Origin of the sequence: Micromonospora sp. WMMD1274 (assembly GCF_049179035.1) — a bacterium.
Classification (GTDB): Bacteria; Actinomycetota; Actinomycetes; order Mycobacteriales; family Micromonosporaceae; genus Micromonospora; species Micromonospora tulbaghiae.
Genome location: NZ_JBMHMG010000001.1, coordinates 4,702,059 through 4,718,705, shown reverse-complemented (window position 1 = coordinate 4,718,705; position 16,647 = coordinate 4,702,059). Strand labels below are relative to the sequence as shown.

11 protein-coding genes are annotated in these 16,647 nt (G+C 74.5%); 6 read left to right on the top strand and 5 right to left on the bottom strand.

Annotation, left to right across the window (positions count from 1 at the left end; genetic code table 11):
- Nucleotides 1-230: 230 nt before the first annotated feature.
- Entirely contained in the window at nt 231-1,256 is a 1,026-nt protein-coding gene (locus ACN27D_RS22450) for a LacI family DNA-binding transcriptional regulator (RefSeq protein ID WP_421499925.1), read from the top strand.
- An 11-nt stretch (nt 1,257-1,267) separates the two neighbouring features.
- Here the strand turns inward: ACN27D_RS22450 and ACN27D_RS22445 are convergent, their stop codons facing one another.
- On the bottom strand, nt 1,268-3,583 hold the full coding sequence (locus ACN27D_RS22445; RefSeq protein ID WP_421499924.1) for an EAL domain-containing protein: 2,316 nt from the start codon (nt 3,581-3,583) through the stop codon (nt 1,268-1,270).
- A gap of 346 nt (nt 3,584-3,929) precedes the next feature.
- Here ACN27D_RS22445 and ACN27D_RS22440 point away from each other — a divergent pair, with 346 nt between their 5' ends.
- Nucleotides 3,930-4,313, top strand: a complete 384-nt coding sequence (locus tag ACN27D_RS22440; RefSeq protein WP_358170163.1) for a PH domain-containing protein — start codon at nt 3,930-3,932, stop codon at nt 4,311-4,313.
- On the opposite strand, the gene ACN27D_RS22435 is transcribed toward ACN27D_RS22440, so the two are convergent.
- Entirely contained in the window at nt 4,307-5,233 is a 927-nt protein-coding gene (locus ACN27D_RS22435; protein ID WP_421499923.1) for a 2-hydroxyacid dehydrogenase, read from the bottom strand. The genes ACN27D_RS22440 and ACN27D_RS22435 overlap by 7 nt on opposite strands.
- A 142-nt stretch (nt 5,234-5,375) precedes the next feature.
- Here ACN27D_RS22435 and ACN27D_RS22430 point away from each other — a divergent pair, with 142 nt between their 5' ends.
- The 3 genes from ACN27D_RS22430 (at nt 5,376) to ACN27D_RS22420 (ending at nt 10,110) form a co-directional block, all read left to right on the top strand.
- Nucleotides 5,376-7,181 (top strand): SpoIIE family protein phosphatase, encoded by a 1,806-nt coding sequence (locus tag ACN27D_RS22430; RefSeq protein WP_421499922.1) that lies wholly within the window; start codon nt 5,376-5,378, stop codon nt 7,179-7,181.
- Nucleotides 7,182-7,267: 86 nt separating this feature from the next.
- Nucleotides 7,268-8,443 carry a PQQ-dependent sugar dehydrogenase gene (locus ACN27D_RS22425; protein ID WP_421499921.1) on the top strand — a complete coding sequence of 392 codons (1,176 nt, stop codon included), beginning with the start codon at nt 7,268-7,270 and terminating at the stop codon, nt 8,441-8,443.
- 53 nt (nt 8,444-8,496) lie between these two features.
- Entirely contained in the window at nt 8,497-10,110 is a 1,614-nt protein-coding gene (locus ACN27D_RS22420; RefSeq protein ID WP_121686469.1) for a metallophosphoesterase family protein, read from the top strand.
- A 602-nt stretch (nt 10,111-10,712) separates the two neighbouring features.
- Here ACN27D_RS22420 and ACN27D_RS22415 read toward each other — a convergent pair.
- Both ACN27D_RS22415 and gatB read right to left on the bottom strand, forming a co-directional pair.
- Nucleotides 10,713-13,070 carry a transketolase-like TK C-terminal-containing protein gene (locus ACN27D_RS22415; RefSeq protein WP_421499920.1) on the bottom strand — a complete coding sequence of 786 codons (2,358 nt, stop codon included), beginning with the start codon at nt 13,068-13,070 and terminating at the stop codon, nt 10,713-10,715.
- Between the two features lie 96 nt (nt 13,071-13,166).
- Entirely contained in the window at nt 13,167-14,660 is a 1,494-nt protein-coding gene (gene gatB / locus ACN27D_RS22410; protein ID WP_252449471.1) for an Asp-tRNA(Asn)/Glu-tRNA(Gln) amidotransferase subunit GatB, read from the bottom strand.
- A gap of 239 nt (nt 14,661-14,899) precedes the next feature.
- Here gatB and ACN27D_RS22405 point away from each other — a divergent pair, with 239 nt between their 5' ends.
- On the top strand, nt 14,900-15,436 hold the full coding sequence (locus ACN27D_RS22405) for a hypothetical protein (RefSeq protein WP_421499919.1): 537 nt from the start codon (nt 14,900-14,902) through the stop codon (nt 15,434-15,436).
- On the opposite strand, the gene ACN27D_RS22400 is transcribed toward ACN27D_RS22405, so the two are convergent.
- Complete coding sequence (locus tag ACN27D_RS22400) at nt 15,420-16,574, bottom strand: putative Ig domain-containing protein (RefSeq protein WP_421499918.1); 1,155 nt, start codon at nt 16,572-16,574, stop codon at nt 15,420-15,422. The two genes, ACN27D_RS22405 and ACN27D_RS22400, sit on opposite strands and share 17 nt — an antisense overlap.
- Nucleotides 16,575-16,647: the final 73 nt, after the last annotated feature.

The window sequence follows — 16,647 nt, the reverse complement described above, 5'->3', positions numbered from 1 at the left end:
CCGCCCGGTAACCTCCCCGCCGCTCACGACCGAGATCCGGGGCGCTGGTGACGCTCGTCGGCGAGCCGGGGATCTAAGCTGAACCGCACAAGCGCCTTCGGCCGACCGCGGTCCATCGGCACAGCCGGCTGCACCCGGGACCGGCGACGCGTGCAGTAGCGTCACCAGACGCCGGTGATCCGGCGACCGGAAGCGCCCGCGAGGGCCGGACACAGTGGAGGAACGCTCCGGTGAAGCGGCCGACCATCGCCGACGTCGCCCGGCGCGCCGGGGTCTCCAAGGGCGCGGTGTCGTACGCGCTCAACGGGCAGCCCGGCGTCTCCGAAGCGACCCGCCGGCGCATCCTCGCCATCGCGGCCGAGATCGGGTTCCGTCCGAGCAGCGCCGCCCGCGCGCTGTCCGGCGCCACCGCCAAGGCGGTCGGGCTGGCGCTGTGCCGCCCCGCCCGGATACTCGGCATCGAGCCGTTCTTCATGGAGCTGATCAGCGGCGTCGAGGCCGAGCTGTCGGCCCGCTCGTACGCGCTCACGCTCCAGGTGGTCAGCGACCAGGAGGCCGAGATCGCGGTCTACCGGCGGTGGTGGGCCGAACGCCGGGTCGACGGCGTGCTCGTGTGCGACCTGCGCACCGACGACCGGCGCGTGCCGGCGCTGGAGGAACTGCAACTGCCGGCCGTGGTGATCGGCGGCCCCGGGCACACCGGCGGCCTGGCGAGCGTCTGGTCCGACGACGCGGCGGCCCTGGTCGAGACGGTGGAGTACCTGGTCGCGCTCGGCCACCGGCGCATCGCCCGGGTCGGCGGGCTGCCCTCGCTGCTGCACACCGAGATCCGCAACGAGGCGTTCACCGGTGTGTGCGCGCGGCTCGGGCTGGACGAGGCGGCGACGGTCTGGTCCGACTACACCGGCGAGGAGGGCGCGCGGGCCACCCGCCGGCTGCTCAGCTCCGCCGGGCGCCCGACCGCGGTGATCTACGACAACGACGTGATGGCGATCGCCGGGCTCTCGGTGGCCCAGGAGATGGGCCTGACCGTGCCCGGCGACCTGTCCATCGTGGCCTGGGACGACTCACCGCTCTGCCGGCTGGTGCACCCGCCGCTGACCGCGCTGGGCCGGGACATCCCGGCGTACGGCGCGCACGCCGCCCGGCAGCTCCTGGCCGTGATCGCCGGCGAACCGGCGGCCGTCGTGCAGGACGAGACGGCGCACCTGACGCCGCGCGGCAGCACCGCCCCACCTCGTACGACGGCTCGCTGAACCGGTTCAGCTCACCGGGCGGTGGACGGGTACTCCTCGAACCACGCCTCGACCCGCTCGGCGGTCGCCGGGCGGGCCAGCGCGAAGCCCTGGCCGTACCGGCAGCCGGCCCGCCGCGCGCCCGCCACCTGCCCTTCCGACTCCAGCTCCTCGACCACCAACTCCACGCCGAGGCGGTCGGCCAGGTTCGCCACCACGTCGATCAGCGGACGCTGACCGTCCCCGCCCGGGCCGACCAGGTGCGGCCCCACCTTGAGCAGGTCGATCGGCAGCCGGCGGAGCTGCGCGAGCGAGGCGTGCTCGGCCCGGAAGTCGTCGAGCGCGATCCGCACGCCGATCGACCGCAGACCGGCGAGCCGGGCCACCACAGTGGACAGCTCCCCGCCCACGACCGGCTCGGCCACCTCCACCACCAGCCGTTCCGGCACCACGTCGTACGCGGCCAGCGCGGTCGCGGTACGCGCCACGAAGTCCGGCGCGGCCAGCTCGCGCGGCGTCACGTTGACCGCCATCCACAGCTCACGGCCGCCCTCCGACCACGCGGCGAGCTGCCGGCAGGCCCGGTCCAGCACCCACCGCCCGATCTCACCGGTCAGGTCGAGGTCGGCCGCCACCGGCAGCAGCTCGGCCGGGAGCACGGTGCCCAGCGCCGGGCTGCGCCAGCGCAGCAGCGCCTCCGTACCCACCGGCATCCGGTCGGCGAGCGCCACCACCGGCTGGTAGACCAGGTCCAGCTCACCGCGCGCCACCGCGCCGGGCAGCTCCCGTTCCAGATCCAGCCGGCGGACCAGCTGCTCCTCCAGGTAGGCGTCGTACCACTCGACCCGGTCCCGGCCGAGCTGCACCGCCCGGCGGGCCAGGTCCGCCTGGCGCAGCACGTCCTCCGGATCGCCGCCGCCGGTCTCGGCCAGCCCGACGCTCACCCCCAGCCGGGCGACGCCGCCGGGCCGGGGGTACGGCTCGGCCAGCGCCGCCAGCAGCCGCAGGCCGAGCGCGTACGCGAGCACCGGCCCCGCGTCGGTGAGGACGGCGTACTCCGTGTCGCCGAGCCGGGCCACCAGATCGTGCGTCCCGGAGCCCGCCCGCAGCCGGCGCGCGGCCTCGGTGAGCACCGGTCCCTCCGGCACCGCGCCACCCACCCCGTGCAGGTCGACGACGAGCAGCGCGCCGCCACTGCGTTCCGCCATCGCCCGGACCAGCTCCGCGCGCGTCAGCGGCACGGGCTCGGCGGCCCGGGCGTCCGGTCCGAGGCGGCGCCGCAGCCACGCCTCGCGGGCCGCGAGCCGCTGCACCCGGCGGCGCTGGTCGGCGGCGGCGAGCAGCTCACCCATCATGATCGGCGGAATGACGGCCAGGCCCAGCGCCATCGCGGCGGTGCTGAACTCCCCCGCCGTACCCAGGTGGATCCCGGCGGCCAGCGCGGCGATCCCGGCCGGCGCGGTGAGGCGGGGCCAGGCGGCCGGCGCCACGTCCCGGCCCGGTCGTTCACCGCCCGAGGTGCGCCGGGCCCCGGCGGCGGTGAGCAGCGCCCCGGCCACCAGCGGCGCCGCGACGAGCGGCAGCGCCCGGTCCGGCGCGCCGTAGGCCAGCAGCACCACGAGCAGCGTCAGCCCGCCGAGCGTCAGCGCCGCCCCGGCGTGGCAGCGAGCGGCGCCCGGCCGGCGGCGACGTTCGGCGACGGCCGCCACCGCGAGCACGGCGAGCACCACCGCACCACCAGCCGCGACGACCCCGGCGACGGCCGGGACCGGGCCGCCCGGCAGCAGCATCCAGCCCGCGAAGACCAGGCTGACGCCGAGCGCGAGCACGTCGACGGTCCGGCGCACCAGCTCCGGGCCGGACAGCCGCGAGCGGCCGGGCAGGCGCAACAGGGCCGTCACGTGCAGCGCCCCGGTGAGGCACAGCCCGGCCAGCGCGACCGGCAGCCGGTGGGCGGCGTCGCTCAGCGGCAGCACCGCGACGGTGAGCCCGGCGACCAGGACGGCGCTGTCGAGGATGGCGGCGACCCGGCGGGACAGGGCAGCGCGTCGCGCCCGCCGCCCGGTCGTCGTTGCGCCGTGCGCCAGGGCGGTGTCAGTCGTCTCGCCCGCGTGACACCGGAACGCGAGCGCCTGCTGCGGTCCGGGCTGCTGCGGTCCGGGTCCGGCCAGCCAGGCGAGCCGGACGCAGGCCAGGGCGAAGCCGCCGGCGACGGCGAGTGCGGCCGCGGCGGGGCCGGGCAGGACACCGGCGACACCGGCGAGGAGGAAGGCCGCGCCGGCGAGCGACACGACGACATCGGGCAGGACTGGTCGCCGGCGAGGAGCGGCGGGAGGGGGGACGGGCACGGCGGTCGCCTTCGTGAGGGGGCACGGGGGCGGTGCGGTTGCGGTACGCGGTACGACGTGCGGGGTCGGGGCGGGGCGGGACGCATCGGCGGGGACCGCTGCGGCCACGCCTAGAAACGATCCCGGAAGCGTCCGGTGACGTCACCGCACCAGTGACGTCCGTCACATCAATAGACGCCATCGCGACGGATCCCGTTCAAGATCGACGCCGCCGCGTCTCCCGGCACGAGATCTTGGTACCGAACCGCCCCAGGAAGGGCGGAGCCGTACCAAGATCTCGGCGCGGTCGGTTGGGGTGGGGACGCCCGCGGGGTGGGGTGAGCTGGCCGGATGGGATCATCGGGGGGTGAGCCGCGCCGATACCGTCCGTTTCCGTCACAACCAGGCCATCCTGGTCGCCGCGATCGTCGCCTTCATCGGCGCGCTGCCGCTGGCCTCCGCCCGCTGGTGGCTGCTCTGGGTGCTGCTCGTACCGCTCGCCGTCGCGGTCTGGGCGTGGCGGGCCGGCACCGACGCCGACGCCAGGGAGCTGCGGCTGCGGGCGCTCGTCGGGCAGCGCCGGGTGCCGTGGAACCGGGTCGCCGAACTCGCCGGTGACGCCCGGGGCCGGGCGGTGGCCCGGCTCGACGACGGCGAGGTCGTGGTGCTGCCGGCGGTACGCGCCACCGACCTGCCCCAGTTGGTCGCCGTCACCGGCCAGGAGCTCTCCGGCACCGCCGGCGATCAGTAGCCGTCGACCACCCGGTTCGTCAGCTCCTTCCCGGCCACGTACCGGCGCAACTGCTCGCCCACCAGGCGGTACGCGCGGGGCAGCAGCCCGCGTACCGAGCCGGCGACGTGCGGGGTGAGCAACACGTTCGGCAGCTCCCACAGGGGATGGTCGGCGGGCAGCGGCTCCGGGTCGGTGACGTCCATCGCCGCGCGCAGGCGGCCCGAGGTCAGCTCGGCCACAAGCGCCGAGGTACGCGCCACCGGCCCGCGGGCGGCGTTGACGAGCAGCGCGCCGTCAGGCATCGCGGCGAGGAAGCGCTCGTCGACCATGCCCCGGGTCTGCTCGGTCAGCGGCACCAGGAGGACCACCACGTCCGCCTCGGGCAGCAGCGCGGGCAACTCGTCCACCCCGTGCACGCCCTGGTCGGGTCGCGGCGTACGGGCCACGAGCGTGAAGCTCACCTCGAACGGGGCGAGCCGGTCGCGTACCGCGGTGCCGATCGAGCCGGCGCCGACGATCAGCACCCGCTTGCCGGCCAGCTCGTCGGTGGGCGCCACCTCGTCGTACGCCCACTCGCGCCGCGCCTGGGCACGGGCCAGCGGCGCGAACCCGCGCAGCGAGGAGAGGATCGCGGCGACCACCCATTCGGCGGTGGGCGAGTCGTGCACGCCCCGGGCGTCACAGAGCGTCACGCCGTCGGGGATCCGTCCCACCCAGGCGTCCGCCCCGGCGGAGAGCAGTTGCACCACCTCGACGTCGGGCAGCTCGGCCAGGAGCGCCCCCGCGTCCGGGCCGGACAGGAACGGCGGCACCCAGAACCGCACACCGACCGGGGACGACGGGAGCCGCCGCGGGTCGTCCAGCAGCTCCACGGTGACGCCGGGCGGTAGCTCGCCGAGCAGCCGACGGCCCTCGGGGTGCGGGATCCATGCCTTCACGACCGCCGACGATATCGGCCCGGACCGGCCGGCGCGGCGTGACCCGTGACGAACACCGCGCCGGGAATGGAGTGACGGTCCGGCGGGGTATAACCGAGTGCGGGACGCCGGTCGGGTGTTCCGCTTCCTGAGGACGGTGGCGATGAGCGAGCACGGCCGGGGACGGGTGTCCGTGCCGATTCCGGCGCTCGCCGACCCCGACCGGTTACGTTCACTCGACGAGACGCGGCTCGACGCCGTACCGGACGAGGCGTTCGACAGGTTCGCGCGTCTGGTCGGCGACCTGCTGGACGTGCCTGTCGCACTCGTCTCCCTGGTGGACGCCGAGCGCCAGTTCTTCCCCGGGGCCACCGGCCTGCCAGAGCCGTGGGCGGCACGCCGGGAGACGCCGCTGAGCCACTCGTTCTGCCAGCACGTCGTCGACATCGAGATGCCGCTGGTGCTGCCCGACGCCCGCCTCTACCCCCGGGTGCGCCTCAACCTGGCCATCGAGGACCTGGGCGTGGTCGCGTACGCGGGCATGCCGCTGACCGACCTGGACGGGCGGGTGCTCGGCTCGCTCTGCGCGATCGACAGCAAGCCCCGGGCCTGGAGCAAGGAGCAGCTGCGCACGCTCGCGGACCTGGCCGCCGCGTGTTCCTCGGAGCTGCGGCTGCGCATCGCGGTCCGGGGCGCCGAGCAGGCCCGCCGCCGCGCGGAGGAGGCGCACGACCGGCTCGCCATGCTGGCCGGGATGAGCGAGATGCTCGGCGGCACGCTCGACGTGGCCACTGCCGTCGCCCGGCTCGGGCACGCGATGGTGCCGCTGCTCGCCGACTGGTGCCTGGTCACGCTCGTCGACCCGGCCGGCCGGCCGCGCACGGTCACCGGCGTGCACCGGGACGCCGAACGCGAGGCCGACCTGGCCCGCTTCGCCGAGCTGCTGACCACCGGGCTCAGCGCGGAGTCGCAGATCCGGTCGGTGCTGCGTACCGGACGGCCGGCGGTGCGCGCCGTGGCCGGCCTGGACGACGTGGCGCGCGGCACCACGCACCCGGACCTGGTGCCGCTCGCCGACCGGCTCGGCGTCGGTTCCCACCTGACCGTGCCGATCACCGCCGCCGGGGACCGGGTGATCGGGGCCGTCACGCTGGTCAACCGTGAGGGGCGGCGCGGTTTCGACGCGAGCGACCTGCGCACCGCGCAGGACATCGGGGTACGTGCCGGACAGGCGGTCGGCAACAGCCGCCTCTACGGCGAGCAGCGCCACGTCGCCGAGGTGCTCCAGCACAGCATGCTGCCCGCCCTGCCGGCCGTGCCGGGGATCGAGCTGGCCGCCCGCTACCTGCCGGCCGCCGACCGGGTGGAGGTGGGCGGCGACTGGTACGACGCCTTCGTCCAGCCGGACGGCGAGCTGATCGCCGCGATCGGCGACGTCGCCGGGCACGACATCGAGGCGGCGGCCACCATGGGCCAGTTGCGCAACCTGGTGCGGGGCAACGCGTACGGGCGGGACGATCCGGTGGAGGATCTGATGGCCCACCTCGACCGGGCCATGGGCGGGCTGCGGGTGCCCACCGTCGCCACCGCCGTGCTGGCCCGGGTGCGCCCGGCCGCCGACGGGCTGGCGGTCTCCTGGTGCAACGCGGGACACCCGCCGCCGTTGCTGGTGCGGGCCGACGGCACTGTCTCGGTGGCCGACGGTCGCGGACCGCTGCTCGGCCTGGCCCGGCCGCCCCGGCGCGCCGGCCGGACGCTGACCCTCGCCCCCGGCGACACGCTGCTGCTGCACACCGACGGGCTGATCGAGCGCCGGGACCAGCCGATCGACGAGGGCCAGGCCGATCTGCTCGCCCACCTCCGGGCCGGCGGGCCGGGCGTACCGCTGGACCTGCTCTGCGACCGGCTGCTCGCCGCCGCGCACCAGTGGGAGGACGACGTGGCCCTGCTCGCGCTGCGGGCCGGTTGAACCGGCACTCCCCCGAACGGCCGGACGCGGGCAGGCGTACGCGTGACGTGCCCGGTTCGCGGGTCCGCCCGGCTAGGCTGGGGCGGGTGAGCCCGCGTCTTGCGTACCCCCGTGTCCGCCGCCTCCGGACGGCGCTGGCGGCGTCCTGCGCGGCGCTGTTGCTGGGCACCGCCGGCTGCGCCCTCGGCGAGCCCGAGCCGGACCCGGCGGGCGCGCCGCCCAACCTGCCGACGCCGTCCGGCACCGCGAGTCCCGGCGGGGCCGGCCAGCAGGTGGTCGCCACCGTGCTGGCCAAGGGCCTGGAGGTGCCGTGGGGCATCGCGTTCCTGCCCGACGGCGGGGCGCTGGTGACCGAGCGGGACGAGGGACGGATCCTCCAGGTCGGCCCGGAGTCCGGCCCGGACGGGCTGGCCGTCCGGCCGGTGCAGACAGTGCCCGACGTGGCCGCCGGTGGCGAGGGCGGCCTGCTGGGCATCGCGGTCTCTCCCGCGTACGCCCGGGACCGCACGGTCTTCGTCTACTACACGGCCGAGGACGACAACCGGATCGCGAAGATGCAGCTCGGGCAGGCGCCGAAGCCGATCCTGACCGGCATCCCGAAGTCCGGCACGCACAACGGCGGCGGGCTGGGCTTCGGCCCGGACGGCCACCTCTACGCGAGCACCGGCGACGCCGGGCGCACCGAGAACGCCCAGGACGCCAAGAGTCTCGGCGGCAAGATCCTGCGGATCACGCCGGACGGCAAGCCGGCGCCGGGCAACCCCACCGCCGGGTCGCCGGTCTGGTCGACCGGTCACCGCAACGTCCAGGGCTTCGCCTGGACGCCGGACAAGAAGATGTACGCGGTGGAGTTCGGCCAGAACACCTGGGACGAGATCAACCAGATCAACAAGGGCGGCAACTACGGGTGGCCCCGGGTGGAGGGGCGCGGCGACGACAAGCGCTACGTGAACCCGATCACGCAGTGGCCCACCGGTGACGCCTCCTGTTCCGGCCTGGCGGCGGCGGACCGTCTGCTCGTCGCCGCCTGCCTGCGCGGCCAGCGACTGTGGCTGGTCGAGCTGGCCGGCAACGGCACCGTCCTCGGTCAGCCCCGCGACCTGCTCACCGGCCGGTACGGTCGGCTACGGGCCGTCGCGGCGGCGCCGGACGGCTCGCTCTGGGTGAGCACCTCGAACCGCGACGGGCGGGGTACGCCCACCGCCGAGGACGACCGCATCCTGCGACTCGTCTTCGCCGACGGGGGCGCCGGCCGGAGCTGATCCGGCCCACCGGGTTTGTCAAGATCGCTCAAGGGGCAGGTCAGGATCTCAGCATGGACGGCCACGAGAACGAACAGCACCGCACCGGGGACGAGACGTCTCCGGAGCGCGGGCGCGCCCGCCGCTGGGCGGCGTGGCGGCCCGGTGACCGGCTGCGTCGGCTGGGTGTCGTGCTGGCTGTCCTCGCGGTCACGCTCGGCGGCATAGTGGTCGGCACGTACGCGGGCGGCCACGTCGGCACCGACATCGGCCCGTTCCGGGCCGAGCTGAAGCTCAGCCCGTCGCTGTCCGGCGGCACCACCGTCGACATCCCGCCGCTGGGCGCGCTGCTGCTGGACAGCCACGACGGCCCGGCGTACCTCACCGTCGAGGTGGGCTCGCTGGACCAGGGGCGCACCGAGGCGCTCATCGACGACCCGGCCAGCATCAGCCGGGCCAGCCAGTCGGCCGTCCAGGACGTCCGCGACGGCGTGATGCGGCTCGGGCTGCGTACGCTCGCCTCGGCCGTGCTGGCCACGTTGCTGCTGGCCGCGCTCGTCTTCCGGGACGTCCGGCGTACCGCCTGGGCCGGCGGCCTGGCGCTCGTCGTGACCGCCGGCAGCCTCGGCATGGCCGCGAGCACCCTGCGCCCGCAGGCGATCGAGGAGCCACGGTACGAGGGCCTGCTGGTCAACGCGCCCGCGATCGTCGGTGACGCGCGGCGGATCGCGAACGACTACACCAAGTACGCCGAGCAGCTCCAACGGCTGGTCGGCAACGTCAGCAAGCTCTACACCACGGTCTCCGCCCTGCCCGTGGTGCAGCCGTCGCCCGGCACCACCCGGGTGCTGCACGTGTCGGACATCCACCTCAACCCGACCGGGTGGCAGCTGATCCGTACCGTGGTCGAGCAGTTCGGCATCGACGTGGTGGTCGACACCGGCGACATGACCGACTGGGGCAGCGAGCCGGAGGCGTCGTTCGTCGGCTCGATCGGCCTGCTCAAGAAGCCGTACGTGTTCATCCGCGGCAACCACGACTCGCCGCGCACCGCCGCCGCCGTGGCGCAGCAGCCGAACGCGATCGTGCTGAACAACTCGGTCACGACGGTGGGCGGCCTGACCATCGCCGGCATCGGCGACCCCCGCTTCACGCCGGACAAGGAGACCTCGCCGGCCGGCAGCGGCCTCACCTCGGCCGTCGCCGACCAGGTGATCGGCGCCGGCGAACAGCTCGCCGGCACGATCCAGAAGTCGCCGCGCAAGGTCGACATCGCGCTCATCCACGACCCCGCCTCGGCCGGCCCGCTCTCCGGCACCTGCCCGCTGGTGCTCTCCGGGCACACGCACTCCCGGCAGGTGTCGAAGCTGCCGCAGGTCGAGGGCAAGCAGCCGACCACGCTGATGGTGCAGGGCTCGACCGGTGGGGCCGGGCTGCGCGGTCTGGAGGGCGAGAAGCCGACCCCGCTGACCATGACGGTGCTCTACTTCGACCAGCAGAAGCTGCTCCAGGCGTACGACGAGATCACCGTGGGCGGCACCGGGCAGTCGCAGGTCAACCTGGAACGGCACGTCATCCGCGACCCGGCCAAGGGCGACCAGGTGCCGGTCACCCCGACGCCCACCCGCGGCCCCTCGGAGTCGCCGTCACCGGGTACGACGACCCTGAGCCCCACCCCGACGAGCTGACCGTCCCGCACCTGCGTCCATTCTTCGCTGCTTCTGGCGGTCCCTCACGTGGCGCTTGACCGCTCGCCACGCGTGACATCCGGTCACTCCGCGTAACAAATCCGTGCGGCGCCGGGATACCCCGCCGCCGCCTTTGCTCTGCACCCATCGGCGCAGCAGGCACCGAGAGTAACCGCGCGGGTGGCTGCAGAGCAGCGGCGCGGACCGCCCCACCCCAGCTCAAGAGCGGTGCTGCGGATATGGCTGCAGAGCAAAGGGGCCGAGAGGCAACAGCTTCGGCTGCCAGAGGCAGTTACTCCCCGCAACCACCTCAGCGGTTACGTTCCGTTAGACAAATCGTCCAGGATCGACCAGGACGCGGACCGCCATGCCGGAGTCGAGCCGGGACAGTCCGGTCGCAGCACGCACCGGGGCCGAGTGCCCGAGGGCAGGACGGACCGGCCCGAGAGCGCCGTGAGGCCGGCGAGCGAGCGGCCGAGGCGCGCGCACGGAGGCCGGACCTCACCGCGGCGCGAGGGGCCGCCCGGAAGGTCCGGCCGGCCCCGTGACGCGGTGCGGTCAGGGCAACTGGGGCGCGGTGCGGTCAGCGCGACGCAGGCGCGTCAGCGCAGCGCGATCGCGGCCAGCGCGGCGTTGACGATGCTGCCGGGCAGGAGGTCGTGCAGCTCGTAAAGCTCCCGGACGCTGCCGGACTGGCCGAACTCGTCCACGCCGAGCGGCACCGCCGGCGCGCCGACCGCCGATCCGAGCCAGGCCATCGCGTGCGAGGCGGCGTCGTGCACGGTGACCACCGGCACCCGGTCGGCGAACGCCGACCGCAGCGCGCCGGGCACGCTCGGCACGGTAGCGGTCCGCACGCCCTGGCGCAGCGTCCGCTGCCACGCGCGGTACAGCCGGTCCAGGCTGGTCACGTCCACCACGTGCGCGGCCACGCCCTCCTCCGCCAGCTCCGCGGCGGCCGCGAGCACCTCCGGCAGCACCGCGCCGGAGGCGGCGAGCTGCACGACCGGGGCGTCAGCCAGATCGGGGTACGCCTGGTGCGCGTCGACGAGCCGGTACGCCCCGGCCACCACCTGCCGCCGCAGCACGGCGTCCCCGAGTCGCGCCCGGGCCGCCTCGAACGGCGCCTGGTCGATCGGCCGGGTGCTGAGCCGGAAGTAGTACGCCCCGTCCTCGGCCGGCGCGGCGGTCGCGGCCGGAGCGGAGCCACCCGCGATCTGCCCCAGCGCGTCGCAGAGCAGCCAGTCGAGGCTGCCGGCGTACGCGGGCTCCAGGAACGTCACCCCGGGCAGCTCCAGGCCGACCGAGGCGGTGATGGTGGACTGGTGCGCCCCGCCCTCGGGGGCCAGCGTGATGCCGGACGGGGTGCCCGCCACCACGAACCGCGAGCCGGAGTACGTGCCGTAGAGGAACGCGTCGAGACCGCGCAGCACGAACGGGTCGTAGACGGTGCCCACGGGCAGCAGCGGCTGGCCGGACAGGTCCCACGACAGGCCGAGCTGGCCCAGCAGCAGGAACAGGTTCATCTCCGAGATGCCCAGCTCGATGTGCTGCCCGGCAGGGCTTTCGGTCCAGCGCAGCATCCGGTCCTCGGTCCAGGACCGCTGCTCGGTCGGGGCGAAGACGCCCGTCTTGTTGATGAACCCGGCCAGGTTCGTCGAGGTGGCCACGTCCGGCGCGGTGGTCACCAGGTAGGGCGCCACCTGCGGATCGCGGGCCAGGTCGACGAGCACCCGGCCGAAGACCTCCTGGGTGGAGACCGGCTTGTTCGCGCGTACCCGCGTGGTCTCCGGAACGGTGACGCCCAGCGCCCGCTCGCGCGGCGGGCGGGACAGCGCCTCCCGGCGCTCGCCGGCCCGGATGCCGGCCGGGGACGCCGGGTCGAGGCGGTCCCACTCGGTCTCGGCGGTGAGGCCCTGCGCGGCGCGCAGCGCGTCGACCTGGTCGGTGGTGAGCAGCGCCGAGTGGTTGCGCGGGTTGCCGGCGATCGGCAGACCCCAGCCCTTGACCGTGTACGCGAACACGACGCTGGGCCGGTCGGTGATCGCGTCGCACTGGGCGTACGCGTCGAGCATGGCCTGCGCGTCGTGCCCGCCCAGGTCGGTGACGAGCGGACCCAGCTCGTCGTCGCCGATGTCGGCGACGAACGCGGCCACCTCGGCCGGCGCGCCGTCCAGGAACTGCTTGCGCAGCGCCGGGCCGGCCAGTCCGAACAGCGACTGGTACTGCTCGTTGGGCATCCGGTCGATCCAGTCGCGCAGCGCCGCGCCGCCCGGCCGGGCGTACGCCTCGGCGAGCTTCCGGCCGTACTTGACCTCCACGACGTGCCAGCCGGCCGCCTCGAACTGGCCGCGCCACTGGTTGATCCGGATGCCGGGGACGACCCGGTCCAGCGACTGGCGATTGAAGTCGACGAGCCACATCACGTTGCCGAGCCCGGTGGTGGCCGGGTCGGCGACCGCCTCCCAGATGTTGCCCTCGTCCAGCTCGGCGTCGCCGATGATGGCGACGAACCGGGAGTGCGGGCGCGGGCCGAAGTGCGCGTCGACGTAGCGGCGGGTGACGGCGGCGAACAGCGGCGCGGCCGCGCCCAGGCCGACCGAGCCGGTGGAGAAGTCCACCTCGTCCGGGTCCTTGGTGCGCGACGCGTACGACTGGAGCCCGCCGCGTGCCCGCAGCTTCGGCAGGTACGACTTGTCGAGGTTGCCCAGCAGGTACTGGATCGCGTGGAACACCGGCGAGGCGTGCGGCTTCACCGCCACCCGGTCCTCGGCGTCCAGGTGATGGAACCAGAGCGCGGTCATCGCGGTGACGAGGGAGGCGCTGGACGCCTGGTGGCCGCCGACCTTCACCCCGTCACCGGTGTCGCGGTCGTGGTTGGCCGCGTCGACGATGCGGGTGGCGAGCCAGAGCACCCGGCGCTGGATCTCGTCGAGGACGTCGAGGTCGTGCTGGTTCACGGTGACTCCATCCGGGCGTCGCCGTTGACGCCCTCTGCGGGGTGAGGAGCGGACGAAGGGCCCCTCCCCTGCCGGGAAAGGGCCCACACGACCGGATCAGGCGCCGAGGCGCGCCAGGATCAGCTCGCGGACGGTCTTCGCGTCCGCCTGGCCACGGGTGGTCTTCATGACCGCGCCGACGAGCGCGCCGGCCGCCGCGACCTTGCCGCTGCGGACCTTGTCGGCGACGTCCGGGTTGGCTGCGATCGCCTCGTCCACGGCGGCGGTGAGCGCGCCGGTGTCCGAGACGACCTCCAGGTTGCGGTTGGTCATGATCTCGGTCGGCGAGCCCTCGCCGGCCACCACGCCCTCCAGCACGGTACGGGCCAGCTTGTCGTTGAGTTTGCCGGCGTCGACCAGGCCCTGGAGCTCGGCGACCTGGGCCGGGGTGGCGCCCACGTCGGCCAGCTCCACGCCGGTCTCGTTGGCGCGGCGGGACAGCTCGCCCAGCCACCACTTGCGGGCGGCGGCCGGGGTGGCGCCCGCGGCCACCGTCGCCTCGATCAGCTCGACCGCGCCGGCGTTGACCACCGACTGCATGTCGAGGTCGGACAGGCCCCACTCCTGCTGGATCCGCTTGCGGCGCAGCCGCGGCAGCTCCGGCAGGGCGGCCTTCAGCTCGGCCACCCACGCGGTGTCCGGGGCCAGCGGCACCAGGTCCGGCTCCGGGAAGTACCGGTAGTCGGTGGCGGTCTCCTTGGACCGGCCCGGCGTGGTGTCGCCGGTGTCCTCGTGGAAGTGCCGGGTCTCCTGCGTGATCCGGCCGCCGGCCTCCAGCACCGACGCCTGGCGCAGCATCTCCGAGCGCACCGCCCGCTCGACCGAGCGCAGCGAGTTGACGTTCTTGGTCTCGGTGCGGGTGCCCCACTCCTCGCCCGGCCGGTTCAGCGACGTGTTGACGTCGCAGCGCAGCGACCCCTCCTCCATCCGCACGTCGGAGACGCCGAGCGAGCGGATCACGTCACGCAGCTCGGCGACGTACGCGCGGGCGACCTCGGGCGCGAGCGCGCCGGTGCCTGGGATGGGCTTGGTGACGATCTCGACGAGCGGGATGCCGGCCCGGTTGTAGTCGACGAGCGACTCGGTGGCGCCGTGGATGCGGCCGGTGGCGCCGCCGACGTGCAGCGTCTTGCCGGTGTCCTCCTCCAGGTGCACCCGCTCGATGCCGATGCGCACCAGCTCGCCGTTGACCTCGACGTCCAGGTAGCCGTCGAAGCACAGCGGCTCGTCGTACTGGCTGATCTGGAAGTTCTTCGGCATGTCCGGGTAGAAGTAGTTCTTCCGGGCGAACCGGCACCACTGCGCGATCGAGCAGTTCAGCGCCAGCCCGATCCGGATGGTCGCCTCGATGGCGGCCTTGTTCGCCACCGGCAGCGAGCCGGGCAGGCCGAGGCAGACCGGGCAGACCCGGGTGTTCGGCTCGCCGCCGAAGTCGGTCGGGCAGCCGCACCACATCTTGGTGTTCGTGCCCAGCTCGACGTGGGTCTCCAGGCCGATCACCGGTTCGAAGCGCGCGACGACCTCGTCGTACGCGGGCAGTGTCGTCGTCATCTGAGCTCCAGGCGCGATCCGGACAGAACCGTTCCAGCCTAATCGGCTGGCCCGGCCACCCCGCTGTCGGGCTTCGAGATCACCGCACGGCGGGCCGCCGCGCCGGCATGGCACGACCAACCCGAGGGTACGTCTCGACGATGACGAATACGGGGGACGGCTCGACGGCACGGGGTGGCCGGACCAGGGCGGTGAACGCGCCGGACCGAGGACGGGAGGACCAAGGGAGCAGGGGCCCCGTGACGACGGGCGCGGTGCTGGTGGCCGGGGCGGTGGCCCTCGGCGTGCCCGCCCTGGCGGTCGGTATGTGGGCAACCGAAGGCGAGCGTGACTTCCAGGACGTGGTGGGCCTGTTCCTCGTCACGGCCGTGCCCGCACTCGTCGGTGCCGGCGCGGCGCTGCTGCTCGGCCGGCGGCTGGTGCCGCGGATGCGTACCTCCGCTGCGAGCCCGACCGTAGCCGTGCGGGACGCTCTGCGCGCGGGCCGGACCACCGACCCGGCCGTGGACGCCGCCGCCCGCCGGGAGGCCCGCCGCCGGCTCGGCCAGCGATGGCATCTGTGGCTCTATCTGGGATTGGCGGCGCTGCAGACGTTGCCGCTCGTCGGCGGCCCCCGGTGGTCCACCCGGCTGGCCGCCGGTGTGCTCCTCGCGTTGTGGTCGGGCACGGCGTGGCTGCGGTGGCGCGGCCTCCGGGAGGCGCGCCGCTACCTGACGCCGGCGGAACACCCCAGAACGACGACCGGGCCCGGGCCGGGCGTCACTCGGGCGTGGTGAAACTCCGCCGACGGTTGTAGGCCAGCACGAGCAGGATGCCGCCGACGGAGAAGGCCACGACGCTCAACAGCAGCAGGACGAGCGGCGAACCCGGCCCGGTGATCGGCAGCCACGCGCCGCTCACCTTCGACGGCGACGGCGTCGGCTGGGGCGCCGCGGTGCTGCTCTCCGACGGCGTGGCGGCCGGATCGCTCGGCGTCGGCGTCGCCGTCGGGTCGGCCGGCGTCGGCGTGGCCGTGGGGTCGGCCGGGGTCGCCGTGGGGGTGCCCGGGGCCGGGGCGGCGACGGTCAGCGACACCTGCTTCGTGGCGCTGGTGCTGTACCCCTTCGCCGCGACGGTGAAGGCGAACGTGCCGGCGCTGGTCGGGGTGCCGCGGAGCCGGCCCTCCTCGTCGAGGGTGAGGCCGTCCGGCAGGGCCCCGGCGGCCAGTGCGAACGCGATGTCCGAGTCGCCGTCGGCGGTGAACCGGAAGGAGTAGGGCTTACCGACGGTGCCGGCGGGCGGTTCGCCGGAGGTGAACGCGGTCGCCGCCTCGGCGACGACGACTGTGGCGTTCTGCTCGTCGAAGCGGTCGTTCTTGTCGGTCATCCGCAGCGTGAACGTGTACGTGCCAGGGATGGTCGGCGCGCCGCCGAGCGACGTCCCCACCACGAGCATCCCCGGCGGCAGAGCGCCCGAGACCACCGACAACCGGTACGGCCCGGTGCCACCGCTCGCCTCGACGGTGTGGATCCCGTACACCCGCCCGAGGTACAGGGGCGACCGGGGCTTGCCCGACGTGATGACCACCTTCGGTTCGCGTACCTCGACTGTTGCCGTCTGCTCGTCGAAGAGGTCGTTCTGGTCGGTCATCCGCAGCGTGAAGGTGTAGGTGCCAGGCGTCGTGGGGGCACCGCCGAGCGAGTTCCCCACCACGAGCATGCCCGGCGGCAGAGCGCCCGAGACCACCGACAACCGGTACGGCCCGGTGCCACCGCTCGCCTCGACGGTGTGGATCGCGTAGACCTGCCCGATGACCATGACCGACCGGGGCTTGCCCGAGGTGATGGTGACGGCCTCGGTGGCGGCGGTGGCCGGTTGCGCGGTGGCCGGTTGCGCGGCGCCCAGCAGCAGAGCGGCAACCATCGTCAGGGCCATGACCGGGCGAAGTGTCCCCATCGCACATCCAGCTCTCGGTCGGAACCGCTCGCGTCCGCCAGCGGGCCACAGT

Excerpts from the sequence above, each read along its gene's own strand:
- ACN27D_RS22430 (WP_421499922.1), top strand. The coding sequence starts at position 5,376 with ATGAGCGAGCACGGCCGGGGACGGGTGTCCGTGCCGATTCCGGCGCTC.
- ACN27D_RS22420 (WP_121686469.1), top strand. The coding sequence starts at position 8,497 with ATGGACGGCCACGAGAACGAACAGCACCGCACCGGGGACGAGACGTCT.
- gatB (WP_252449471.1), bottom strand. The coding sequence starts at position 14,660 with ATGACGACGACACTGCCCGCGTACGACGAGGTCGTCGCGCGCTTCGAA.
- ACN27D_RS22400 (WP_421499918.1), bottom strand. The coding sequence starts at position 16,574 with ATGGCCCTGACGATGGTTGCCGCTCTGCTGCTGGGCGCCGCGCAACCG.